Here is a 19164-nt window from a genome sequence, read left to right on the forward strand (position 1 = left end):
GCCCCTCCTTATAGACGCCGCGCCCGTGGCCTGCGGCCAAATGACCGTCTGGAGGCCGCAAGTGAAGGTTATATCGAATTCCCTTTAACCAAGTCAGAGGTTGTTAGGAATCTATCGGGATTATCCGGCTTCAGTTTAGCGATCCGTGGGCACGGAGCGCTGGTTGGAGGGGACCTCGCGATGAAACGGATCCGTCTTGTCGATCTGCCGTTGATCATCAAAATCGGCTTTGCGCCGGCTTTCGCGCTGCTCATGCTGGCTCTCATGGCCGGCGGCGCCATCGTCGTTCAGAAAAGCCAGTCGGCGGCCATGAAGCAGGTCGTTGAAAGGGACATGCGCGAGAACCTGGAAATCCAGAAGATTTCCAAGCGCATTTCGAACGTCAACGGTGAGCTCTACACCGTCATGACCCACAAGGCCGGTAACATCGACGTCGCCAAGAATGACGCTCGCATGGCCGCCGTGCTGACCGAGACCGACTCGATCAAGAAGGAGCTGGCCGCGCTCAAGGCCAAGCTGCCAGCGGCTGAACAACCCAAGATCGTCGAACTGATCAAGCAGCTCGATGAGTGCCGCAGCGCCATCGACACGGTCAGCGGCATGATCGGCGTCGACTTCAACATGGCCGTGGGCTTCATCGCGCCGTTCGAAGAACAGTACGCCAAGATGACCGGCACGCTCGACCAGGTCGTCAACGCCGCCAACAAGCGCATCGAAGCCGAGAGCGCCAAGCGTCAGGCCGAAGCGACCGCCGCGATGAGCGTTACGATCGTGATGTCGCTAATCACCCTCGCCGCTGTCGGCGGTCTGGCCTGGTTCACCGTCATGACGACCCGCAAGTCGATCAACGACATCGCCGGCGCCACCGACAAGCTGTCGAAGGGCGACAACACCATCGACCTGGAGAAGTTGACGCGCGGCGACGAGCTGGGCGCCATCGTCACGGCGTTGAAGGTCTTCCGCGACAACCAACTGCACCTCGACACGCTGCGCGCCGAGCAGGAAAAGTCCGCCGCCCTCACGGCCGACGAACGCCGCGCCAAGGAAGCCGCCGCCGCCGCCGCCGCTCAGGAAGCCTCGACCGTCGTCAGCAACCTGGCCCAGGGCCTGGAAAAGCTGGCCTCGGGCGACCTGACCTTCCGCGTGACCGCCGACTTCCCCGGCGAGTACCGCAAGCTGAAGGACGACTTCAACGGCGCCATGGGTTCGCTGCAGGAGACGATGAAGGTCATCGCCGCCTCGACCGACGGCCTGCGCACCGGCGCCGACGAGATCGCCCACGCGTCGGACGACCTGTCGCGCCGCACCGAACAGCAGGCCGCCAGCCTGGAAGAAACCGCCGCCGCCCTGGACGAGCTGACCGCCACCGTGCGCCGCACGGCCTCGGGCGCCCGCCAGGCTTCGGACGTGGTCTCGACGACGCGTGGCGAAGCGACGCATAGCGGCCAGGTCGTTCATCAGGCAGTGTCGGCGATGGGGGAGATCGAAAACTCGTCCAAGCAGATCAGCCAGATCATCGGGGTGATCGACGAGATCGCTTTCCAGACGAACCTTCTGGCCCTGAACGCCGGCGTCGAGGCCGCGCGCGCGGGCGAAGCCGGCCGCGGCTTCGCGGTCGTCGCCCAGGAAGTTCGGGCCCTGGCTCAGCGCTCGGCCGAAGCGGCCAAGGAGATCAAGGCTCTGATCTCCAGCTCGACCCAGCAGGTCAGCCAAGGCGTCAGCCTGGTCGGCCAGACGGGCGAGGCGCTGCAACGGATCGTGGCGAAGGTCGGTGAGATCGACGCTCTGGTCACCGAGATCGCGGCTTCGGCCGCGGAGCAGGCGACCGGTCTGAATGAAGTCAACACGGCCGTGAACCAGATGGATCAGGTCACGCAACAGAACGCCGCCATGGTCGAGCAATCGACCGCCGCGACGCACTCGCTGAAAGGCGAGACCGGTGAACTGGTGCGCCTGATGGCCCGCTTCCAAGTTGGGAACGGCGCTTCGAATTACACCCGCCCGGCGATGGCCGACGCGGCGCAGCACGCTCCGGCGCGCAACCCGGTGGCCGAGCAGCAGGCCCGCCTGAACACCTTCGCCCGTCCGGGCCGGAGCAGTGGTTCGGCGGCTGTCGCTCAGGCCCCCGCCACGGATGGTTGGGAGGAATTCTGATGGCCGCCGCGATCGCGCTGCCCGAAACCCTGGATCTGAAGGCCGCGGCCCCTCTCAAGGCCGCCTTCCTCGAACGCCGCGGCGCGGCGATCACCGTGGAAGCCGATCAGGTCCGTCGCCTCGGCGGCCTGTGCCTGCAGGTTCTGCTGGCCGCCCGCAAGGCGTGGGACCAGGACGGGCAAGCCTTTTCCATCAAGGGGCCTTCCGAGGCCTTTGTCGAAACCACCCGTCTTTTCGGCGCCGAAGGGGCGCTCCTCTCGGCGGAATTCCAAGGAGCTGAGTCGTGACGCGTACGATTCTCACGGTCGACGATTCCCGCACCATGCGGGACATGCTGCGCATGGCCTTGGCCGGCGCCGGCTTCAACGTGGTCGAAGCGGTCGACGGCGAACATGGCCTGGAGGTTCTCTCCGCCCATCGCCCCGACGTGATCATCACGGACATCAACATGCCCAAGCTGGACGGCTTCGGCTTCATCGAGGCGGTGCGGGTCGATGACGACTATCGCGCCATCCCGATCCTGGTCCTGACCACGGAAAGCGACCCGGCGAAGAAGCAGCGGGCTCGTGAAGCCGGCGCGACGGGCTGGATCGTCAAGCCGTTCAACCCGGAAAAGCTGGTCGACGCCATCCGCCGCGTCGCCGCCTAGGTCCGGGGCCGGCTGATCCAGGCCCAAGTACCGCGTACCGAATTTTGACTACCCGTTGCTAGACGCGAATTAGGACGTACGGGACATGGACGAGCTAGAGGCCATCAAGGTTACTTTCTTCCAGGAATGCGAGGAGCTCCTCGCCGACCTCGAAGGCGGTCTCCTGGCCATGCAGGAAGGGGCCGGCGACAGCGAAACGGTCAACGCCGTGTTCCGCGCCGTCCACTCGATCAAGGGCGGCGCCGGCGCCTTCGGCCTCGAGCCGCTGGTGCGCTTCGCCCACGTGTTCGAGACCCTGCTGGACGCCGTGCGCGCCGGTTCGGTGCCCAATACGGTCGAGCTGGCGGCTGTCCTGCTGCGCGCTTCCGACATTCTGGCCGACCACGTCAGCGCCGCGCGCGGCCTGGGCGATGTCGACATGGCCGCCTCGGCCGCCATGGCCGCCGAGCTGGAAACCTGGACCGACCCGAACGCCGCGCCCGCGCCGGCGGCCGCCGCTCCGATCATCGAGAACGCCGCTCCGGCTCCGACCACGATTGCTTCCGACGCGGCCGCCGACGAAGCGATGGATGATGACGATCTGGGCTTCGTCTTCGTGCCCCAGACCATCTCGGTCGAGGCGCAGGCCGCCGACGCCGACCTGATCCCCGCCAATGTCTGGACGGTGTCGATCCGTCCGAAGTCGGACCTCTACCGCAAGGCCAACGAGACGGCGCTGCTGCTGCGCGAGCTCAACCGCCTGGGTCCGATCAAGGCGACGCTGGACGATCGCGCCCTGCCGGCCCTGGAAGACCTGGATCCCGAAGCCGCCTTCGTGACCTGGAGCGTCCGCCTCGAGACCGAGGAGGACGAGACCGCGATCCGCGAAGTCTTCGAGTTCGTCGACGGTGACTGCGACCTGGAGATCACCCGTGGCGAAGCCGCGGTCGAGGACGCCCTGGCCTCGCTGCTGACCGCCGCCGAGGCCATCCCTGAAACGGCCGTCGAGCCCGCCGCTCCGGCCGTCATCGAAATTCACGCCCCCGAACCGGCTTTGGCGCCCGTCGCCGAGGTCGCGCCCGTCGCGCCGGCCCACGCGCCTGTGGTTGAGGCCGCCAAGCCCGCCGCGCCCGCCGCCCCGACGCCGAAGGCCACGCAGGTCGAGGTCCCAGGTCCCGGGCAGTCGGTCATCCGCGTCGATCCGGAGCGCATCGACCGCCTGATCGATCTCGTCGGCGAACTCGTCATCAACCAGGCCATGCTGGCGCAGCGCGTCGGCGAGTATGGCATCGCCCCGTCCTCCAACCTGGCCATGGGTCTGGATGAGCTGGAACAGCTCACCCGCGAGATCCAGGACAGCGTCATGGCCATCCGCGCTCAGCCGGTGAAGTCGGTGTTCCAGCGCATGCCGCGTCTGGTCCGCGAAGTCGCCAACATGACGGGCAAGCAGGCCCGTCTGGTCATGGACGGCGAAAACACCGAGGTCGACAAGACGGTCATCGAGCGTCTGTCCGACCCGATCACCCATATGCTGCGCAACGCCATCGACCACGGGCTGGAAAGCCCCGAGGAGCGCAAGGCGGCCGGCAAGAATCCCGAAGGCGTGGTCCGTCTGGCGGCCCTGCACCGCAGCGGCCGGATCGTCATCGAGGTCTCGGACGACGGCAAGGGGATCAACCGCGAGCGGGTGCTCTCGATCGCGGTCAAGAAGGGGCTGATCTCGCCCGACCTGACCCTGACCGACGAAGAAATCGACAACCTGATCTTCCTTCCGGGCTTCTCGACCGCCGACAAGATCTCGGACGTGTCGGGACGCGGTGTCGGCATGGACGTGGTCAAGCGCTCGGTCCAGGCCCTGGGCGGCCGCATCTCGATCACCTCGCGTCCGGGTCACGGTTCGACCTTCACCCTCAGCCTGCCGCTGACCCTGGCGGTCCTGGACGGCATGGTGGTCGACGTGGCCGGCGAGACCCTGGTCGTGCCGCTGGCCGCCATCGTCGAGAGCCTGCGTCCGAAGCCGGAAGAGGTTCGCCCGCTGGGGCCGGTCGGCTCGGTGCTGGCCGTCCGTGACAGCTTCGTGCCGCTGATCGACGTCGGCCTGACGCTCGGCTACCGCGACCATAGCCCCAACCCGACCGACGGCGTCGTGCTGCTGGTCGAGGGCGAGGACGGCTCTCGCGCGGCCCTGGTGGCCGACGCGATCCATGGCCAGCGCCAGGTCGTCATCAAGTCGCTGGAGCAGAACTACCAGCAGGTCGAAGGCGTCGCCGCCGCGACGATCCTGGGCGATGGCCGCGTGGCCTTGATCCTCGACGTCGACGCAACGATCGCCATGCGCCGCCGCGAAGGCGGCGCGCCTCGCCCCACAGAACCCACCCTCATCGCCGCGGAGTAAGTCATGACCGACCATGCCACCGCCACAGGCATTGACCGCCGGGAACTGATCTCCTTTCGCGTCGGCGACCAGGAGTACTGCGTCGATATCATGGCGGTTCGAGAGATCCGCGGCTGGAGCCCGGCCACGGTGCTTCCGCAGTCGCCCGGTTTCATGCGCGGCGTGATCAATCTGCGCGGCGCGGTGCTGCCGATCATGGATCTGGCCTGCCGTCTGGGCATGCCGGTGATCGAGCCGACCGTTCGCAGCGTCTTCATCGTGGTCAAGGCGGGCGACCGCACCGTCGGCCTGCTGGTCGACGCGGTGTCGGACATCCTGTCGATCAACGACGACATGATGCAGCCCACCCCCGACATGGCCTGCGACACCGTCCGCAACTTCGTGCGCGGCATCATCTCGATCGAGGGCCGCATGATCAGCGAGATCTCCTTGGACCGCATCCTGCCCGAACGGGAGGCCCTGGCCGCCTGATGACGAGTTTCGCTTCCACCTCAGAACGTCGCGAAGCCATCGTCGATGGCGAGTTCGCGTTCACGACCCAGGACTTCAAGCGCATCGCCGCGCTGCTGTACGACCTGGCCGGCATCAGCCTGCCCGACAGCAAGGCGACGCTGGTCTATTCGCGTCTGGCCAAGCGTTTGCGGACCCTGGGTCTGCGGACCTTCACCGAGTACTGCGCCTTCGTCGCCAGCGACAAGGGCCAGGACGAGAGCCAGGAGATGCTCCGGGCGCTGACCACCAACGTCACGCGCTTCTTCCGCGAGCCGCACCACTTCGACGACCTGCGCGCCAACGTGCTGGAGCCCGTCGCCGACAAGGTGCGCGCCGGGGGGCGGCTGCGGCTGTGGTCGGCCGCCAGCTCGTCTGGCCAGGAGCCCTATTCGATGGCCTTCACGGTGCTGTCGGTCTGGCCGAACGCGGCCGATCTGGACATCCGGATCCTGGGCACGGACATCGACACCAACGTGCTGGCGACCGGTCGCGAGGCCGTCTACGACGAATCGCTGCTGGAAGGGATCCCGGCCTCGGCCCGGAGCCAGTTTTTCGAGCGCGACGCCTCGGATCGACGCGCCTGGCGCGTTTGCGACGCGGCCCGCAGCCTGGTCGCGTTCCGGGAACTAAATCTCAACGGTCCGTCATGGCCTATGAAGGGGCCTTTTGACGCAATCTTCTGCCGGAATGTCGTGATCTATTTCGATGAACCTACCCAGGAACGCGTTTGGAGCCGCTTCGCGCCGCTCCTCGCGCCGGGCGGCCGTCTCTATGTCGGCCATTCCGAGCGCGTGGGCGCCAACGTCACCGCGTTCGAAAGCTGCGGCCTGACCGCCTATCGGAAGGTGGGCCGCTGATGCCGAAGATTCGCGTTCTCGTCGTCGACGACTCCGCCACCATGCGCAGCCTGATCACTGCGGCCCTCAATCGCGACCCGGAGATCGAGGTGGTCGGCGGCGCCGGCGACCCGTTCGAGGCCCGGGGCATGATCAAGGCCCTGAACCCCGATGTCGTCACGCTCGACATCGAGATGCCGAACATGAACGGCATCGAGTTCCTCGAGAAGATCATGCGCCTGCGGCCGATGCCGGTGGTCATGGTCTCAACCCTGACCCAGGCCGGCGCCGAGATGACGCTGCGGGCCCTGGAACTGGGGGCGGTGGATTGCGTGGGCAAGCCCGCCGACGCCACCGGAACCCAGGAAGCCCTGGCCGAGATCGTCACCAAGGTGAAGATCGCCGCCCGCGCCTCGGTCCGCACCAACGCCGGCGCCGCGCCGGCCGCCGCGCCCGTGCGTCGCAAGGACTTCATGCCGTCGGGCGACATCGTGGCGATCGGTTCGTCGACCGGCGGGGTGGAAGCCCTGCTGTCGATCCTGACCCTGTTCCCCGAGACCTGCCCGCCGACGGTCATCACCCAGCACATGCCGGCGACCTTCACCGCCAGCTTCGCCGCGCGCCTGGATCGCGCCAGCGGGGCCAAGGTGCAGGAAGCCGTCGACGGCGCCCTGCTGGAACCCGGCAAGGTCTATGTCGCCCCCGGCGGCGTGGCGCACCTGGAGGTCGTTCGCTCGGCCGGCCTGCGCTGCCGCCTGGTCCAGGGCGACCCGGTCAGCGGCCACCGTCCTTCGGTGGACGTGCTGTTCAACTCGGTGGCCAACGCCGTCGGCGACAAGGCGGTTGGGGCCATCCTGACCGGCATGGGCCGCGACGGCGCCCAGGGCCTTCTGGCCATGCGCAAGGCCGGCGCCAGGACGCTGGGCCAGGACGAAGCTTCCTGCGTCGTCTACGGCATGCCGCGCTCCGCTTTCGAAATTGGCGCTGTGGAGAAGCAGGTCTCCCTGTCCCACATGGGCCAATCCATCCTCGATCTGGCCTCCGCGAGGCGATGAACCATGCCGCAAGCTAGCACCATCTCCGTACTCGTGGTCGACGACCAGCTCACCATGCGGGCTCTGATCCGCAATGCGTTGCAGCAGATCGGCTTCAAGGACATCCGTGAGGCGCCGGACGGCGAGGAGGCTCTCAAGAACCTCCTGGCCAAGCCCGCCAACCTCGTCATCTCGGACTTCAACATGCCGAAGATGGATGGCCTGGCGCTGCTGCGCGCGGTGCGCTCGCACCCGCCGATCCGCCAGACCGCCTTCGTCATGCTGACGGGCCGCGCCGACCGCGAGCTGGTCCAGCGCGCCGTGCAGTTCGGCGTCAACAATTACTGCGTCAAGCCGTTCACGGTTCAGGGCTTGAAAGAGAAGATCGAACAAGTGTTCGGGCAGCTGACATGACGCCATTCTCCCACAACGACGACACGGAACGGGCGGTCAAGGTTCACGTGACCCAGGGCGAAAGCCATGTGACCGGCGACCCTCAGGTGGTGATGACCACGGTGCTGGGCTCGTGCATCGCCGCGTGCATCCGCGATCCGCAAGCCGGTGTCGGCGGCATGAACCACTTCCTGCTGCCGGATTCGGGCGATGGCCGCACCGGCGGCGACGCCGTGCGCTATGGCGCCTACGCCATGGAAGTGCTGATCAACGATCTGCTGAAGAAGGGCGCCCGCCGCGAGCGGATGGAAGCCAAGATCTTCGGCGGGGCCAAGCTGTTCGACGGTCTCTCGGACGTCGGCGCCAGCAACGCCGCCTTCGCCGAACGCTTCCTGCGCGACGAAGGCATCCCGATCGTCTCGTCCAGCACCGGCGGGGTCTCGGCCCGTCGCGTCGAGTTCTGGCCCACCTCGGGGCGCGTGCGCCAGCGTCTGGTGGCGGTCGACAACGCGCCGCAGGATGTCCGCCGTCCCGTTCCGCCGCCGATGCCGGCGGTGGCCAGCGGCGACGTGGATCTGTTCTGAGCCTGATGACCGCGCTGCCGCTCCAGACGCCGACGATCGCACCGACCGAGCACCTGCCGGTCGGGGAGCTGTCGCGACGCCTAGCGGTGGAGCTGGCCTCGGCCGCGGCCCTGTGCCGGGACTGCGAGCACCTGGCTGGCGACCTCGCCAAGGGCGGGGCGACGCTGGAGAACCTGACGCGCCTGCAGTCGCTGGACGAACTGAGCCAGCGCCTGCACGGCCTGTCCGAGGTGCTCGAGCGCATCGGCCAGCACGCCTCCGGAGAATGGAACGTCTCGATCGAGCCCCTGCTGAGCGGCCTGGGCCTTTCAGACATGGTCGTGAGGCTGCGCGCCGAGGAGCGGCAGGGCGAGCGCGCCGACCCCGGCGAACTCGACTTCTTCTAGGCGCGCGATGGCCGACCCGCTCCTGCCCTCGACGCGGATCAATCTCGAAAAGGCCACGGTTCTGGTCCTGGACGATAACGGCGCCTCATTGGACATTTTGTCGCAGGTGGTCTCCGGCTTCGGCGTCAAGCAGCTGTTCCGCGCCGAAAGCGTAGCGGACGCCCAGGCGCTGATTCGCACCAAGACCTTCGATCTGATCATCAGCGACGTGCAGATGCCCGTCACCGACGGCATAGAGTTCATAGAGTGGCTGCGGAAGGAAGGCGGCGAGAACAACCGCTATGTCCCGGTCATCCTGGTCACGGGTCACACCCGCACCTCGCAGATCTTCAAACTGCGCGACGCGGGGTCGAACTATGTGGTGGCCAAGCCGATCACGCCCAAGGTTCTGCTGGAGCGTATCTTCTGGGTGGCCCGGGAAGAGCGAGCCTTCATCGAGTGCGACAGCTACATCGGGCCCGATCGACGTTTCAAGCACGAGGGACCCCCGCCGGGGACGGACGGACGGCGGAAGGATGACCTCCCGGCGGAGGTGGGCGATGCGCAGACGCCCAACATGTCGGATGATGAAATCGCCAACCTGATGCGCCCAGCGAAGGTGCAGATATGACCGTCCGTAAATTCCGTCCCCCCAACCGCCTGGCCAACATGATCAAGGAGCGGGGCGGCATCCTGGCCCAGGACGCCCTCGTCGCCGCCGAGGCGGGGGTCGAGAGCCTGCGCGAGGCCTCGCTGGCCGCGCTTGACGAAACGCTGGCCGAGATCGAGCGCCGCTTCGGCAAGGGCGCCGAAGACCGCGAGCATGAGCCGTTCGAGGGGCTCTATCTGCTCAGCTCACGGATCATCGACGTCGGACATTTCGTCTCCGACACGGGGGTCGATAAGGCGGCGGTGTCGCTTTGCACCCTGGCCGACAGCCTGGCGGAAACCGGGGTCTGGCGCTGGGACGCGGTCGACGTGCATCTCAACGCCTTGAAGCTGCTGCGGGCCATGGGCGCCCAGCTGCCGGCGGCTCAGCGCGACGCGATGCTGGAAGGCCTCTATCAGGTCAGTCACCACCGTCCCGACGAGGTCTGACGGGCCCCGCGACCAACCGTCCCATGTGTCGGAAACGCAACGGCTGCAACAGTCTGAAGGGTTGTGTCCGCTTTGTGGCCTTGTCGGCCGCTAATCGCTTTGTTAGTGCTCTGATACCGGTGTCAAAAACGAGTGTCTGCTTCTGACACCGGTGGCAAAAATCAAGATCTATGGCCGGAGGACGGCTTCGTGGGAAGGACGCGAAGCCGGAACGAAGGCCAAGGGCGGCGGTAACGCCGTCTCCAAATGGTCTCATCGGGAGGAGGTTCTATGTCCAAGAAAATCACGGGACGCGTGCGCGCCCTGCAATATGGCGTGTCCGCCGGCGCTCTGGCCCTGGCGATGGCGTTCGCCGGCGCGGCGACCGCGCAGACGGCTGACGCCCAAGTCGCGGCCCCGCCCGCCGACGAAGTCGAGGCCATCGTGGTCACCGGTTTCCGCAAGTCGCTCGATGCCGCGCTTAACGCCAAGCGCGACTCGGTCTCGTCGGTCGACGTCATCGTCGCCGAAGACATCGCCAAGTTCCCCGATCAGAACCTCGCCGAGTCGCTGCAACGCGTTCCGGGCATCTCGATCGTTCGCGACGGCGGCGAAGGCCGCGCCATCACCGTCCGCGGCCTGGGCTCGCGCTTCACCCGCGTGCGGGTCAACGGCATGGAAGCCGTCGCCACCACCTCGGACGGCGCCAGCGCCAACCGCGAGCGCGGCTTCGACTTCAACGTCTTCGCTTCGGAGCTGTTCAGCTCGCTGGTCGTCCACAAGACCGCCGAGGCTTCGCTCGACGAAGGCTCTCTGGGCGCGGTCGTCGACCTGAACACCGGCAATCCGCTGGCCGGGAAGGACGGCTTCACGCTCGCCCTCAGCGCCCAGGGCCAATACAACAGCCTGAGCAAGGATCTGGGGCCGCGCCTGGCCGGCCTGGTCAACTACCGTCATCCGAGCGGCAAGTGGGGCGCGTCGATCTCGGCCGCCTATTCCCAGCAGGAACAGATCGAGTCGACCAACAACACGGTGCGCTGGGCCCAGGCCCGCTTCAACCGCGTGGGCTCGACCAACTGCTTCACCACGCAAAACAGCGGCGGCTCCTACGTGCCCAGCGCGGCCTGTAACGAAGTGGCGCTGGCCTTCCATCCTCGCATTCCGCGTTACGGCCAGGTCACCCATGATCGCGAGCGCCTGGGGCTGACCGGCAGCTTCCAGTATGCGCCGACCGACCGCACCAAGCTGTCGATCGACGGCCTGTATTCGAAGTACAGCGCCACCCGCAACGAGAAGTGGGCCGAGGTCCTGTTCCGCTCCAACGAGCGCTCGATCAACGTCCGCGACTACACGCTGGACAGCAACAACAACCTGATCAAAGGCACGTTCGACAACGCCTGGGTGCGCCTGGAGCACTACGAGCGCAAGCTGGACACCACGTTCTACCAACTCGGCGCCAACCTGACTCACGAGTTCTCGGACCGGTTCAAGATCCAGGGTCTGGCCGGCTTCTCGAAGTCGGACGCCGACATTCCGTATGAGACGACGATCATCTTCGACGACCGGGACGCCACCGGCTACAGCTACGACTACACCAACATGAAGAAGCCGGTGCTGGCGTTCGGCACCAGCATCAGCGATCCGACGAACTTCCAGTTCGCCGAATTCCGCGACCGTCCCTCGAACAACACCAACAAGTTCAAGACCGTTGGCCTGAATGGCGACTGGGCGATGAACGATGCGATCACGCTGAAGGGTGGGGCGTCGTTCCGTCAGTTCGATCTGAACCTGCGCGAAGGGGCCCGCGATTCGACCTACTGCGCGGCCTTCACCTGCGCGGCCGGGACCTATGGGGCGCCGGTCACCTCGGCGCTGACCACGAACTTCACCCTGACCGGCGCGGAGGCCCCGGCCGGCACGACGATCAGCTGGGCGGCTCCGAACCTCGATGCGGCGGCGGCCCTGGTCAATCTCTACAGCCGTCCTCTCATCCAGCAGGCCGGTAACACCCGCGCCGTCACTGAGAAGGACACCGGCGCCTTCGTCCAAATGGACGTGAAGAGCCAGATCGGCGATCTCGACTACGCGCTGAACGCCGGCGTGCGGTACGTGAAGACCGAGCAGACCTCGACCGGCATCAACAGCGGCCAGACCGTCACCGTGGATCGCAGCTACGACGACTGGCTGCCGGCGGCTAACCTGGTGCTCTATCCGATGGAAAAGGTTATCCTGCGCGCCTCGGCCGCCAAGGTCATGACCCGCCCGAACCTGAGCTCGCTGACGCCCGGCGGTTCGGTGGACGGCTTCAACTATCGGGTCACCTCGGGCAACCCGCAACTGAAGCCCTATCGCGCCAAGGCCTATGACGCTTCGGTCGAATGGTACTTCGCTCGCGAGTCGATCTTCTCGATCGCGGTCTTCAAGAAGGACATCGCCAGCTTCCCGCTCAGCACTTCGGTGCAGGGCACCTACGCGTCGACCGGTCTGCCGACCTCGCTGATCCTGGCCAGCTCGCCGGCGGCGGCCGATCCCGAAGGGCGTCCCTGGACGATCGGCACCACGATCGACGGCAAGGGCGCTTCCTTGAAGGGCGTCGAGTTCGCCGTGCAGGGGCCGTTCAGCTTCCTGCCGGGCTTCTGGTCGAACTTCGGCGGCATCGCCAACCTGACGCTGGTCGACTCCAACGTCGACTATCGGGTCAATGGCGCGGCCACCGCCGCCCCGACCGCGACGGGCAACTTCCCGATCCTGGTCGCGCGTAACGAAAGCGCGTCGCTGTTCGACCTGTCCAAGCGCGCGGTCAACGCCACGCTCTATTACGAGGCCGACAAGTTCAGCGCCCGGGCCTCGATCGCCTATCGCAGCGGCTATATCGACGCCGCCAGCGACACCGGCAACGTGTTCGAGGGCTACAACAGCTCCGTCAATGTCGACGCCTCGATGCGTTATCGCCTCAACGACAACTTCGAGGTTTCGCTGGAAGGCGTGAACCTGACGGACGAGTACCGCGACCGCTTCACCGACCTCGCGGCTGATCGCAACTACGAATACAACCACTTCGGCCGGACCATCATGTTCGGGGTCCGCTACAAGATGTAGTCACGCCGCAAGGCGTGAACGGGAAAGGCCGCCGGGTGACCGGCGGCCTTTTTCTTTGCGGGGACGGCCGGAGCGGAGGGTTACCTGGCGACCCCGTCGATCCAGGTCGCCGTGACGTTGAGCGCGTCGTCGAGCAGGCAGAGGTCGGCCGCGAAGCCGGGCGCGATCCTTCCCCGTCGGCCTTCGAGGCCCAGGAACGCCGCAGGGGCGGCCGAGGCCATCATCACGGCGTCCTCCAGGCTGACGCCCAGCAGCGCGATGGCGTTGCGCACCGCGCCGGCCATGTCGAGGTCCGAGCCGGCCAGGGTGCCGTTCTCGTCGACGCAGACGCCGTCGCGCACGACGATCTCGCGACCCTGCAGGACGAAGCGCTTGTCGGTCATGCCCACGGTCGGCATCGCGTCGGTCACCAGCATGAAGCGGTCGAGCGGCCGGGCGCGCAGGGCGATCTTCAGAGTCACCGGATCGACGTGGCGGCCGTCGACGATGATTCCGGCCCAGGCTGTCTGGCTCTCCAGCGCCGCGCCCACCGCGCCCGGCTCGCGGCTGGTCAGCGGCGACATGGCGTTGAACAGGTGGGTGAAGCCGGTCAGGCCATGGTCCAGCGCCTGGCGCATGGTCTTGTAGAGCGCGTTGGTATGGCCGGCGGCGACGCGGACGCCGGCGTCGGCCAGGCGCTTGATCATGTCCGGCGTGGTGCGCTCGGGAGCCAGGGTGACCAGGGTCTTGCCGACTTTCAGCGAGGTCAGCAGGTCCAGGGCCTCGTCGTCGATGACGCGGAACTTGCCCTCGTCGTGGATGCCCTTGCGCTTGGGGTTGAGGAACGGGCCTTCGATATGGACGCCCAGCACGCCCGGCACGCCCTGCGCGATGGCTTGCTCAGTGGCGCGCATAGCCCGGTCGACCACCGAGAGGTCGTCGCTGATCAGGGTCGGCAGGAAGCCGGTCGTGCCATAGGCCCTGTGGGCCGCGCCGATCGCGGCGATGGCCTCGGGCGTAGGCGAGTCGTTGAACAGCACGCCGCCGCCGCCATTGACCTGGGTGTCGATATAGCCGGGAACCAGCAGGCCGCCAGCCAGGTCGTGGGCTCGCGCGCCGGCCGGGATCGCGCCAGCGTCGACAATCGCGGCGATCACGCCGTTCTCGATCAGAATGGCCTTGTCTTCGACGAGGCCGGCTTCCATCAGGACGCGGCCATTTATAAGTGCAGCCTGCATCAGACGGTTTCAGTGACCTTGTTGAGGTGGGGCGGGCTGTCGGGATCGTAGCCGCGCGCGACCGAAAGCGCATTGGCCATTCGGTAGAAGCTCTGGATCATCAGGATCGGTTCGAGGACCGGATGACTGGCCAGGGTCGGCAGCGCGCCTGGCGCGGGGGCGCCGGGCCCGGCCAAAAGGACATCGGCGCCGCGCTCGCGCAGGCCTTCGGCCATCTCGTCGACGCTGGCGCGGCTCTCGTCGTTCTGGGCGAAGACCAGGGCCGGAAAGCCCGCCTTCACCAGGGCCATCGGCCCGTGCAGCACCTCGGCGGCGCTGAAGGCCTCGGCGTGCAGGCCGCAGGTCTCTTTGAACTTCAGGGCCGCCTCCAGGGCGACCGCGAAGCCGACGCCGCGCCCCAGGACATAGAGATTGCGGGCCGGCTTCAAGCGCTCGACGGCCGGGGTCCAGTCCAGCGTCCAGGCCTCGGCCAAGGCGGCCGGCAGGGCCGATAGCGCCTGGGTCAGCGCATCGTCCTGGGTCCAGGCGGCGATCAGCTGGGTGATCGCCACGAGAGCGGCGATGTAGGACTTGGTGGCCGCGACGCTGAGCTCGGGGCCGGCGTGCAGCGGGATCACCTCATCGGCCAGCTCGGCCAGGGGCGAGTCGACGACGTTGACCAGGGCCACCGCATAGGCGCCGGCGGCCTTGGCCGCTTTCACGGCCGCCAGCAGGTCGGGGCTCTTGCCCGACTGCGAGATGGCCAGAACCAGCGCGCCTTCCAGGTTGGGCGAGGCGTCATAGACCGAGCTGACCGACAGACCGGCCGACGAGGTCAACACCCCGGCCTTGGTCTCGATCAGATAACGGGCGAAGGTCGCGGCGTGGTCGCTGCTGCCTCGGGCGCAGGTGACGACGACGCGCGGCGGGTTGGCGCGCAGGCGCTCGGCCAGGGCCTCGATCTTGCGGGCGTTGGCGGCCAGCTGGATCGCCGTGACCTCCGAGGCCTGGCCGGCTTCCAGGAACATGCGCGTGGACTCTGGCGCGAGATTCCGGGGCGCCGGCCGCGTCTGCGCGGGGGTCTCGGGACGGGTCAAGACGGTCGCCTCCAAACTTTACTCCTCAGACTCCAAACGCTCGGGACTGGCGCTCACGACAGTGAGTTCAGTTCCGCGACGAAATCGTACGCATCGCCGCGATAGTAGGATTGCGTGACTTCCACCGCCCGGCCGTCGCGCAGGAAGCCGCGCCGCTCGATCAGCAGACCAGCGTCCTTGACGGGTACGCCCAGCAAGTCGGCCTGCTCGGCCTGGAACAACACCGCGCGCAGGCGCTGCAGGGCGCGCACGGGCCGGTGGCCGGTGCTCTCCAGCGCCTCGTACAGCGAGACGCCGACCACTTCGGTGGAGGGCAGGGCGAAGGCGGCGATGGTGGTGTACTCCACGGCCATCGGCGCGCCGTCGGCGTAGCGGATCCGGGCGAAACGATAGACCGGCGTGCCGGGCGACAGCCCCAGGGTCAGCGACTCCTCGGGAGTCACCTGGCCCTCGGCGCGGCTGATCCATTCGCTGCGCGGCACGCGTCCGCGCGAAATCATATCCTCGGTGAAGGACGAGAGCTTGGAAAAGCTCTTCTCGACGCGCGCGGCGACGAAGGTGCCCGCGCCCTGGCGGCGCGTCAGCAGGCCCTCGCTGACCAGGCCGTCCAGCGCCTTGCGAACCGTGATGCGCGAGACGCTGAACTCGTCCGCCAGATCGCGCTCGGCCGGCAGGGCGTCGTCGGGCGCCAAGACCTTCTTCTGGATGGCCTCGCGCAGGGCGCGCTGCAGCTGCCTGTAAAGCGGGGCGTGATCGGCGGTGTCGAGCCGCCCGATCCGTTCAGCAAACGTCATTTACAGCCTCCCCCGACCAGATTTCTCCGCGCAAACCGGCGGCGCCCCTCAGTGAGCGTTGAATAGCATATGACCATTTTCATACCAATAAGAACGTGGTCTGCAATTGGTTTCTTTTTGGCCTTGTCATCCGAAAAATTTCCGTCACAGTTCTCTTCCGAGGCCTGAGAAGCGCCACTTTCTGCGGAACATCCCGGAAAATTGGTATCACATTGGGCTTCGGGGTTCGGCTCCGGTCCAGTAGGCCCGGCAAAAATGGGGAGAAGCCGAGTTATGTCTAATTTCCGCAAATCCGTGCTGGCTGTATCAGTCAGCGCCTTGGCCGTCATGGCCGCCGCGCCGGCCTTCGCGCAAGACAACACCGCCGTGGAAGAGGTGGTTGTCACCGGCATCCGCGCTTCGCTGCTGCAGTCCATCGAGTCCAAGCGCCGCGCCGACGCCATCGTCGACGTCGTCACCGCCGAGGATGTTGGCAAGTTCCCGAGCAGCAACGTCGCCGAAGCCCTGACCATCGTGCCCGGCGTCACCGTCGACCGCGCCTTCGGTCAAGGCGAGAAGGTCAGCATCCTGGGCACCGACCCGGCGCTGAACCGCACTCTGCTCAACGGCCAGACCGTGGCGTCCGCCGACTGGTTCATCCTGGATTCTCCGGGTCGCACGTTCAACTACGCCCTTCTGGCCCCGCAGATCGTCGGCAAGGTCGAGGTCTTCAAGTCGCCCGAAGCGCGTATCGACGAAGGCAGCATCGGCGGCACGGTCATCGTCAACACCCGCAAGCCGTTGGATCTGAAGGCCGGCCTCGTTGCTGGCGCGGTGAGCTATCTCTACAATGATCGCTCCAAGAAGGGCGACGCCCAGGGCTCGCTGCTCCTGAGCTGGAAGAACGACGCCCAGACCTTCGGCGCCAGCTTCTCGGTCCAGCGGGCCGAGGACCAGCTGCGTCGCGACGGCGTCGAGAGCTACGGCACCATGGCCGCCAACCAGTGGGCCGGCGGCAATCCGGACAACCCGGTCGACTCGCGGACCAAGGGCTGCACCGGCTCGTGCGCCACGACCCTGACCTCGAACCTGACGGCCCGGAGCCCGAACGCCTTCGGCGCCTCGTATTTCGAGCAGGACCGCACCCGCACCACCTACACCACGGCCCTGCAGTGGAAGCCGACCGACGCCCTGTCGTTCGACTTCAACTGGATGAAGATCAAGGCCGACTACGACAACACCAACCAGTCGATGTACGCCTTCCAGGGCAACACCTGGAACAGCTTGGGCGCCCTGACGGACCTCACCGTCAACAACGGCGTCGTCACCAAGGCTTCGTTCAACAACGCGCTGAGCGTGCTGGACGTGCAGTACCGCGAGGCCGAGCTGAAGTCGGACACCTACCACCTGAAGGGCCAGTACAAGGCCGACGGCTGGGATCTGTCGGGCGAGATCGGCAAGTCGACCGCCGACGGCGGCACCAAGCGTCAGGTGTTCCTCGAGTTCCTGAACTGGGCCAACTACACCGTCGACATCTCCGGCGCGCCCAAGAGCCCCGGCAGCCTGACCTACACGACCAACGTCATGGGCAATCCGTCGGCCTTCGCGACCGATCCGGGCTGGAGCGGCAACCTGGTCAGCAAGCCGACCAGCGACGAGGAGAAGTACGCCCAGCTCGATCTGGGCAAGGACTTCGACGGCGTCATCCAGCGCGTCCAGGTCGGCTACAAGCGTCGTGAGCACCAGACCGGCCAGCAGTATTCGGGCATCGCCATCACCGGCGTCGCGGCCCCGGCCTCGCTGTTCGACCCGTCGACTGTGCCCAGCAACTATCTGAAGGGTTTCGACGGCGTCGGCGAGCAGATGGCGAACCGCTTCCGCATCGATGGCCAGTCGATGGTCTCGTACGTCGACAGCGGCAAGTGGCTGGCTCCGGGCGCCTCGATGCCCAAGCCGTCGATCTTCGCCGCCGCCGAGTTCACGGCCGGCAACTGGAACATCCAGGAAAACATCGACGCGCTGTACGCCCAGGCCAACTTCAAGGCCGACAACGTCCGCGGCAACTTCGGCGTCCGCTACGTGAAGACCTCGGTCGACAGCGCCGGCTATGTCTGCAAGCCCGGCGCGGCCTGCAACGCCGCCGCCGACTGGACCTGGGCGACGACGAAGAAGAGCTACGACAACGTCCTGCCCAGCGTGAACATCATCGTCGACGCCCGCGAGGACCTGGTGTTCCGCTTCGCGGCCGCCCAGGTGATCGCCCGCCCGAACTACGCCGACATGACCAACTACTTCTGGCTGTCGGACGGCATCCTGACGGGCGGCGGCGGCAATCCGAACCTGGAGCCCTACAAGTCGAGCAACGTCAACGCCTCGGCCGAGTGGTACTTCCAGCCGCAAGCGATCCTGTCGGCCGAAGTGTTCTACAAGGACATCTCGAACTACATCCTGACCCGCACGCAGCCGGAATCGTACTTCAACCAGTCGCAAGGCAAGGTCACGACCTATCAGATCAGCCGTCCGTTCAACGCGGGCTCGGCCGAAGTGAAGGGCTTGGCGGTCGCCTACCAGCAGAACTTCGCCTACGGTTTCGGCCTCCTGGCCAACTACACCTACGCCGACGGCTCCGGCCAGGGCGGGGCGCCGCTGCCGTACAACTCGAAGAACCAGATCAACGTCAGCCCCTTCTACGAACATGGTCCGTTCTCGGCCCGGGCGACGTTCAACTGGCGCTCGAAGTACTTCACGGGCGTCGACCGCGGCGACGACATGTTCGTCAAGGCGTCGAAGACGCTGGACGCGACGGTCGGCTACGCGATCAACCAGAACATCACCATGTCGGTGTCCGGCCAGAACCTGTTGGACAGCGAGTACTACGCCTACGCCAACACCACGGCCCTGCCGCGCGGCGTCTATCGCACGGGCCGCAAGCTGCAGGCCACGCTGAACGTGGCCTTCTAGGCCGCTCGGTGGCGGGGGCTCCTCACGGGGCCTCCGCCACCACGGCGCATTGATCGAACACCTCCTGACTGCAAGCATGG

Annotated in this window: 18 protein-coding genes; 14 read left to right on the top strand and 4 right to left on the bottom strand. The window is 66.6% G+C overall.

Annotated elements, in window-relative coordinates; translation table 11 throughout:
- The first annotated feature begins 180 nt into the window (after window positions 1-180).
- From EIK80_RS01615 to EIK80_RS01675, 13 genes are all read left to right on the top strand, one after another.
- On the top strand, window positions 181-2154 hold the full coding sequence (locus EIK80_RS01615; protein ID WP_125155217.1) for a methyl-accepting chemotaxis protein: 1974 nt from the start codon (window positions 181-183) through the stop codon (window positions 2152-2154).
- Complete coding sequence (locus EIK80_RS01620) at window positions 2154-2441, top strand: STAS domain-containing protein (protein WP_125155218.1); 288 nt, start codon at window positions 2154-2156, stop codon at window positions 2439-2441. The genes EIK80_RS01615 and EIK80_RS01620 overlap by 1 nt, the downstream gene beginning before the upstream one ends.
- Window positions 2438-2803: a response regulator gene (locus tag EIK80_RS01625; protein WP_062095129.1), complete on the top strand. Its 366-nt coding sequence runs from the start codon at window positions 2438-2440 to the stop codon at window positions 2801-2803. The genes EIK80_RS01620 and EIK80_RS01625 overlap by 4 nt, the downstream gene beginning before the upstream one ends.
- An 85-nt stretch (window positions 2804-2888) precedes the next feature.
- Window positions 2889-5177: a chemotaxis protein CheA gene (locus EIK80_RS01630; RefSeq protein ID WP_125155219.1), complete on the top strand. Its 2289-nt coding sequence runs from the start codon at window positions 2889-2891 to the stop codon at window positions 5175-5177.
- A gap of 3 nt (window positions 5178-5180) precedes the next feature.
- Window positions 5181-5648 carry a chemotaxis protein CheW gene (locus EIK80_RS01635; protein WP_125155220.1) on the top strand — a complete coding sequence of 156 codons (468 nt, stop codon included), beginning with the start codon at window positions 5181-5183 and terminating at the stop codon, window positions 5646-5648.
- Window positions 5648-6526, top strand: a complete 879-nt coding sequence (locus EIK80_RS01640) for a protein-glutamate O-methyltransferase CheR (protein WP_125155221.1) — start codon at window positions 5648-5650, stop codon at window positions 6524-6526. Before EIK80_RS01635 ends, EIK80_RS01640 begins: the two co-directional genes overlap by 1 nt.
- The gene (locus EIK80_RS01645) at window positions 6526-7560 is read left to right on the top strand and encodes a chemotaxis response regulator protein-glutamate methylesterase (RefSeq protein ID WP_125155222.1); all 1035 of its coding nucleotides are present in this window, start codon (window positions 6526-6528) and stop codon (window positions 7558-7560) included. Before EIK80_RS01640 ends, EIK80_RS01645 begins: the two co-directional genes overlap by 1 nt.
- 3 nt (window positions 7561-7563) lie before the next feature.
- Window positions 7564-7953 (top strand): response regulator, encoded by a 390-nt coding sequence (locus EIK80_RS01650; RefSeq protein ID WP_010918325.1) that lies wholly within the window; start codon window positions 7564-7566, stop codon window positions 7951-7953.
- Window positions 7950-8516 carry a chemotaxis protein CheD gene (locus tag EIK80_RS01655; RefSeq protein WP_125155223.1) on the top strand — a complete coding sequence of 189 codons (567 nt, stop codon included), beginning with the start codon at window positions 7950-7952 and terminating at the stop codon, window positions 8514-8516. The genes EIK80_RS01650 and EIK80_RS01655 overlap by 4 nt, the downstream gene beginning before the upstream one ends.
- Window positions 8517-8521: 5 nt before the next feature.
- The gene (locus EIK80_RS01660) at window positions 8522-8902 is read left to right on the top strand and encodes a chemotaxis protein CheU (RefSeq protein WP_125155224.1); all 381 of its coding nucleotides are present in this window, start codon (window positions 8522-8524) and stop codon (window positions 8900-8902) included.
- Between the two features lie 7 nt (window positions 8903-8909).
- Window positions 8910-9512, top strand: a complete 603-nt coding sequence (locus EIK80_RS01665) for a response regulator (RefSeq protein WP_125155225.1) — start codon at window positions 8910-8912, stop codon at window positions 9510-9512.
- Window positions 9509-9979, top strand: a complete 471-nt coding sequence (locus EIK80_RS01670; RefSeq protein ID WP_125155226.1) for a chemotaxis protein CheE — start codon at window positions 9509-9511, stop codon at window positions 9977-9979. The genes EIK80_RS01665 and EIK80_RS01670 overlap by 4 nt, the downstream gene beginning before the upstream one ends.
- Before the next feature lie 270 nt (window positions 9980-10249).
- A complete protein-coding gene (locus EIK80_RS01675) occupies window positions 10250-13057 on the top strand; it encodes a TonB-dependent receptor (RefSeq protein WP_125155227.1) in 2808 nt (935 codons plus the stop codon).
- Between the two features lie 80 nt (window positions 13058-13137).
- On the opposite strand, the gene nagA is transcribed toward EIK80_RS01675, so the two are convergent.
- The 4 genes from nagA to EIK80_RS01695 form a co-directional block, all read right to left on the bottom strand.
- Window positions 13138-14274, bottom strand: coding sequence for an N-acetylglucosamine-6-phosphate deacetylase (nagA, locus tag EIK80_RS01680; protein ID WP_125155228.1), 1137 nt, complete (start codon window positions 14272-14274; stop codon window positions 13138-13140).
- Window positions 14274-15365, bottom strand: coding sequence for an SIS domain-containing protein (locus tag EIK80_RS01685; RefSeq protein WP_125155229.1), 1092 nt, complete (start codon window positions 15363-15365; stop codon window positions 14274-14276). Before EIK80_RS01685 ends, nagA begins: the two co-directional genes overlap by 1 nt.
- Window positions 15366-15403: 38 nt before the next feature.
- Window positions 15404-16144 (bottom strand): GntR family transcriptional regulator, encoded by a 741-nt coding sequence (locus tag EIK80_RS01690; RefSeq protein WP_125155230.1) that lies wholly within the window; start codon window positions 16142-16144, stop codon window positions 15404-15406.
- Between the two features lie 79 nt (window positions 16145-16223).
- Window positions 16224-16292 (bottom strand): hypothetical protein, encoded by a 69-nt coding sequence (locus tag EIK80_RS01695; RefSeq protein ID WP_125155823.1) that lies wholly within the window; start codon window positions 16290-16292, stop codon window positions 16224-16226.
- A gap of 125 nt (window positions 16293-16417) precedes the next feature.
- Here EIK80_RS01695 and EIK80_RS01700 point away from each other — a divergent pair, with 125 nt between their 5' ends.
- The gene (locus EIK80_RS01700) at window positions 16418-19084 is read left to right on the top strand and encodes a TonB-dependent receptor (RefSeq protein ID WP_125155231.1); all 2667 of its coding nucleotides are present in this window, start codon (window positions 16418-16420) and stop codon (window positions 19082-19084) included.
- Window positions 19085-19164 lie beyond the last annotated feature (80 nt).

Origin of the sequence: Caulobacter sp. 602-1, assembly GCF_003931565.1 — a bacterium.
In the GTDB taxonomy this organism is placed as follows: domain Bacteria; phylum Pseudomonadota; class Alphaproteobacteria; order Caulobacterales; family Caulobacteraceae; genus Caulobacter.

Coding starts and splice junctions, on each gene's coding strand:
- EIK80_RS01615 (WP_125155217.1), top strand. CDS start 181: ATGAAACGGATCCGTCTTGTCGATCTGCCGTTGATCATCAAAATCGGC.
- EIK80_RS01620 (WP_125155218.1), top strand. CDS start 2,154: ATGGCCGCCGCGATCGCGCTGCCCGAAACCCTGGATCTGAAGGCCGCG.
- EIK80_RS01630 (WP_125155219.1), top strand. CDS start 2,889: ATGGACGAGCTAGAGGCCATCAAGGTTACTTTCTTCCAGGAATGCGAG.
- EIK80_RS01635 (WP_125155220.1), top strand. CDS start 5,181: ATGACCGACCATGCCACCGCCACAGGCATTGACCGCCGGGAACTGATC.
- EIK80_RS01640 (WP_125155221.1), top strand. CDS start 5,648: ATGACGAGTTTCGCTTCCACCTCAGAACGTCGCGAAGCCATCGTCGAT.
- EIK80_RS01645 (WP_125155222.1), top strand. CDS start 6,526: ATGCCGAAGATTCGCGTTCTCGTCGTCGACGACTCCGCCACCATGCGC.
- EIK80_RS01650 (WP_010918325.1), top strand. CDS start 7,564: ATGCCGCAAGCTAGCACCATCTCCGTACTCGTGGTCGACGACCAGCTC.
- EIK80_RS01655 (WP_125155223.1), top strand. CDS start 7,950: ATGACGCCATTCTCCCACAACGACGACACGGAACGGGCGGTCAAGGTT.
- EIK80_RS01660 (WP_125155224.1), top strand. CDS start 8,522: ATGACCGCGCTGCCGCTCCAGACGCCGACGATCGCACCGACCGAGCAC.
- EIK80_RS01665 (WP_125155225.1), top strand. CDS start 8,910: ATGGCCGACCCGCTCCTGCCCTCGACGCGGATCAATCTCGAAAAGGCC.
- EIK80_RS01670 (WP_125155226.1), top strand. CDS start 9,509: ATGACCGTCCGTAAATTCCGTCCCCCCAACCGCCTGGCCAACATGATC.
- EIK80_RS01675 (WP_125155227.1), top strand. CDS start 10,250: ATGTCCAAGAAAATCACGGGACGCGTGCGCGCCCTGCAATATGGCGTG.
- nagA (WP_125155228.1), bottom strand. CDS start 14,274: ATGCAGGCTGCACTTATAAATGGCCGCGTCCTGATGGAAGCCGGCCTC.
- EIK80_RS01690 (WP_125155230.1), bottom strand. CDS start 16,144: ATGACGTTTGCTGAACGGATCGGGCGGCTCGACACCGCCGATCACGCC.
- EIK80_RS01700 (WP_125155231.1), top strand. CDS start 16,418: ATGTCTAATTTCCGCAAATCCGTGCTGGCTGTATCAGTCAGCGCCTTG.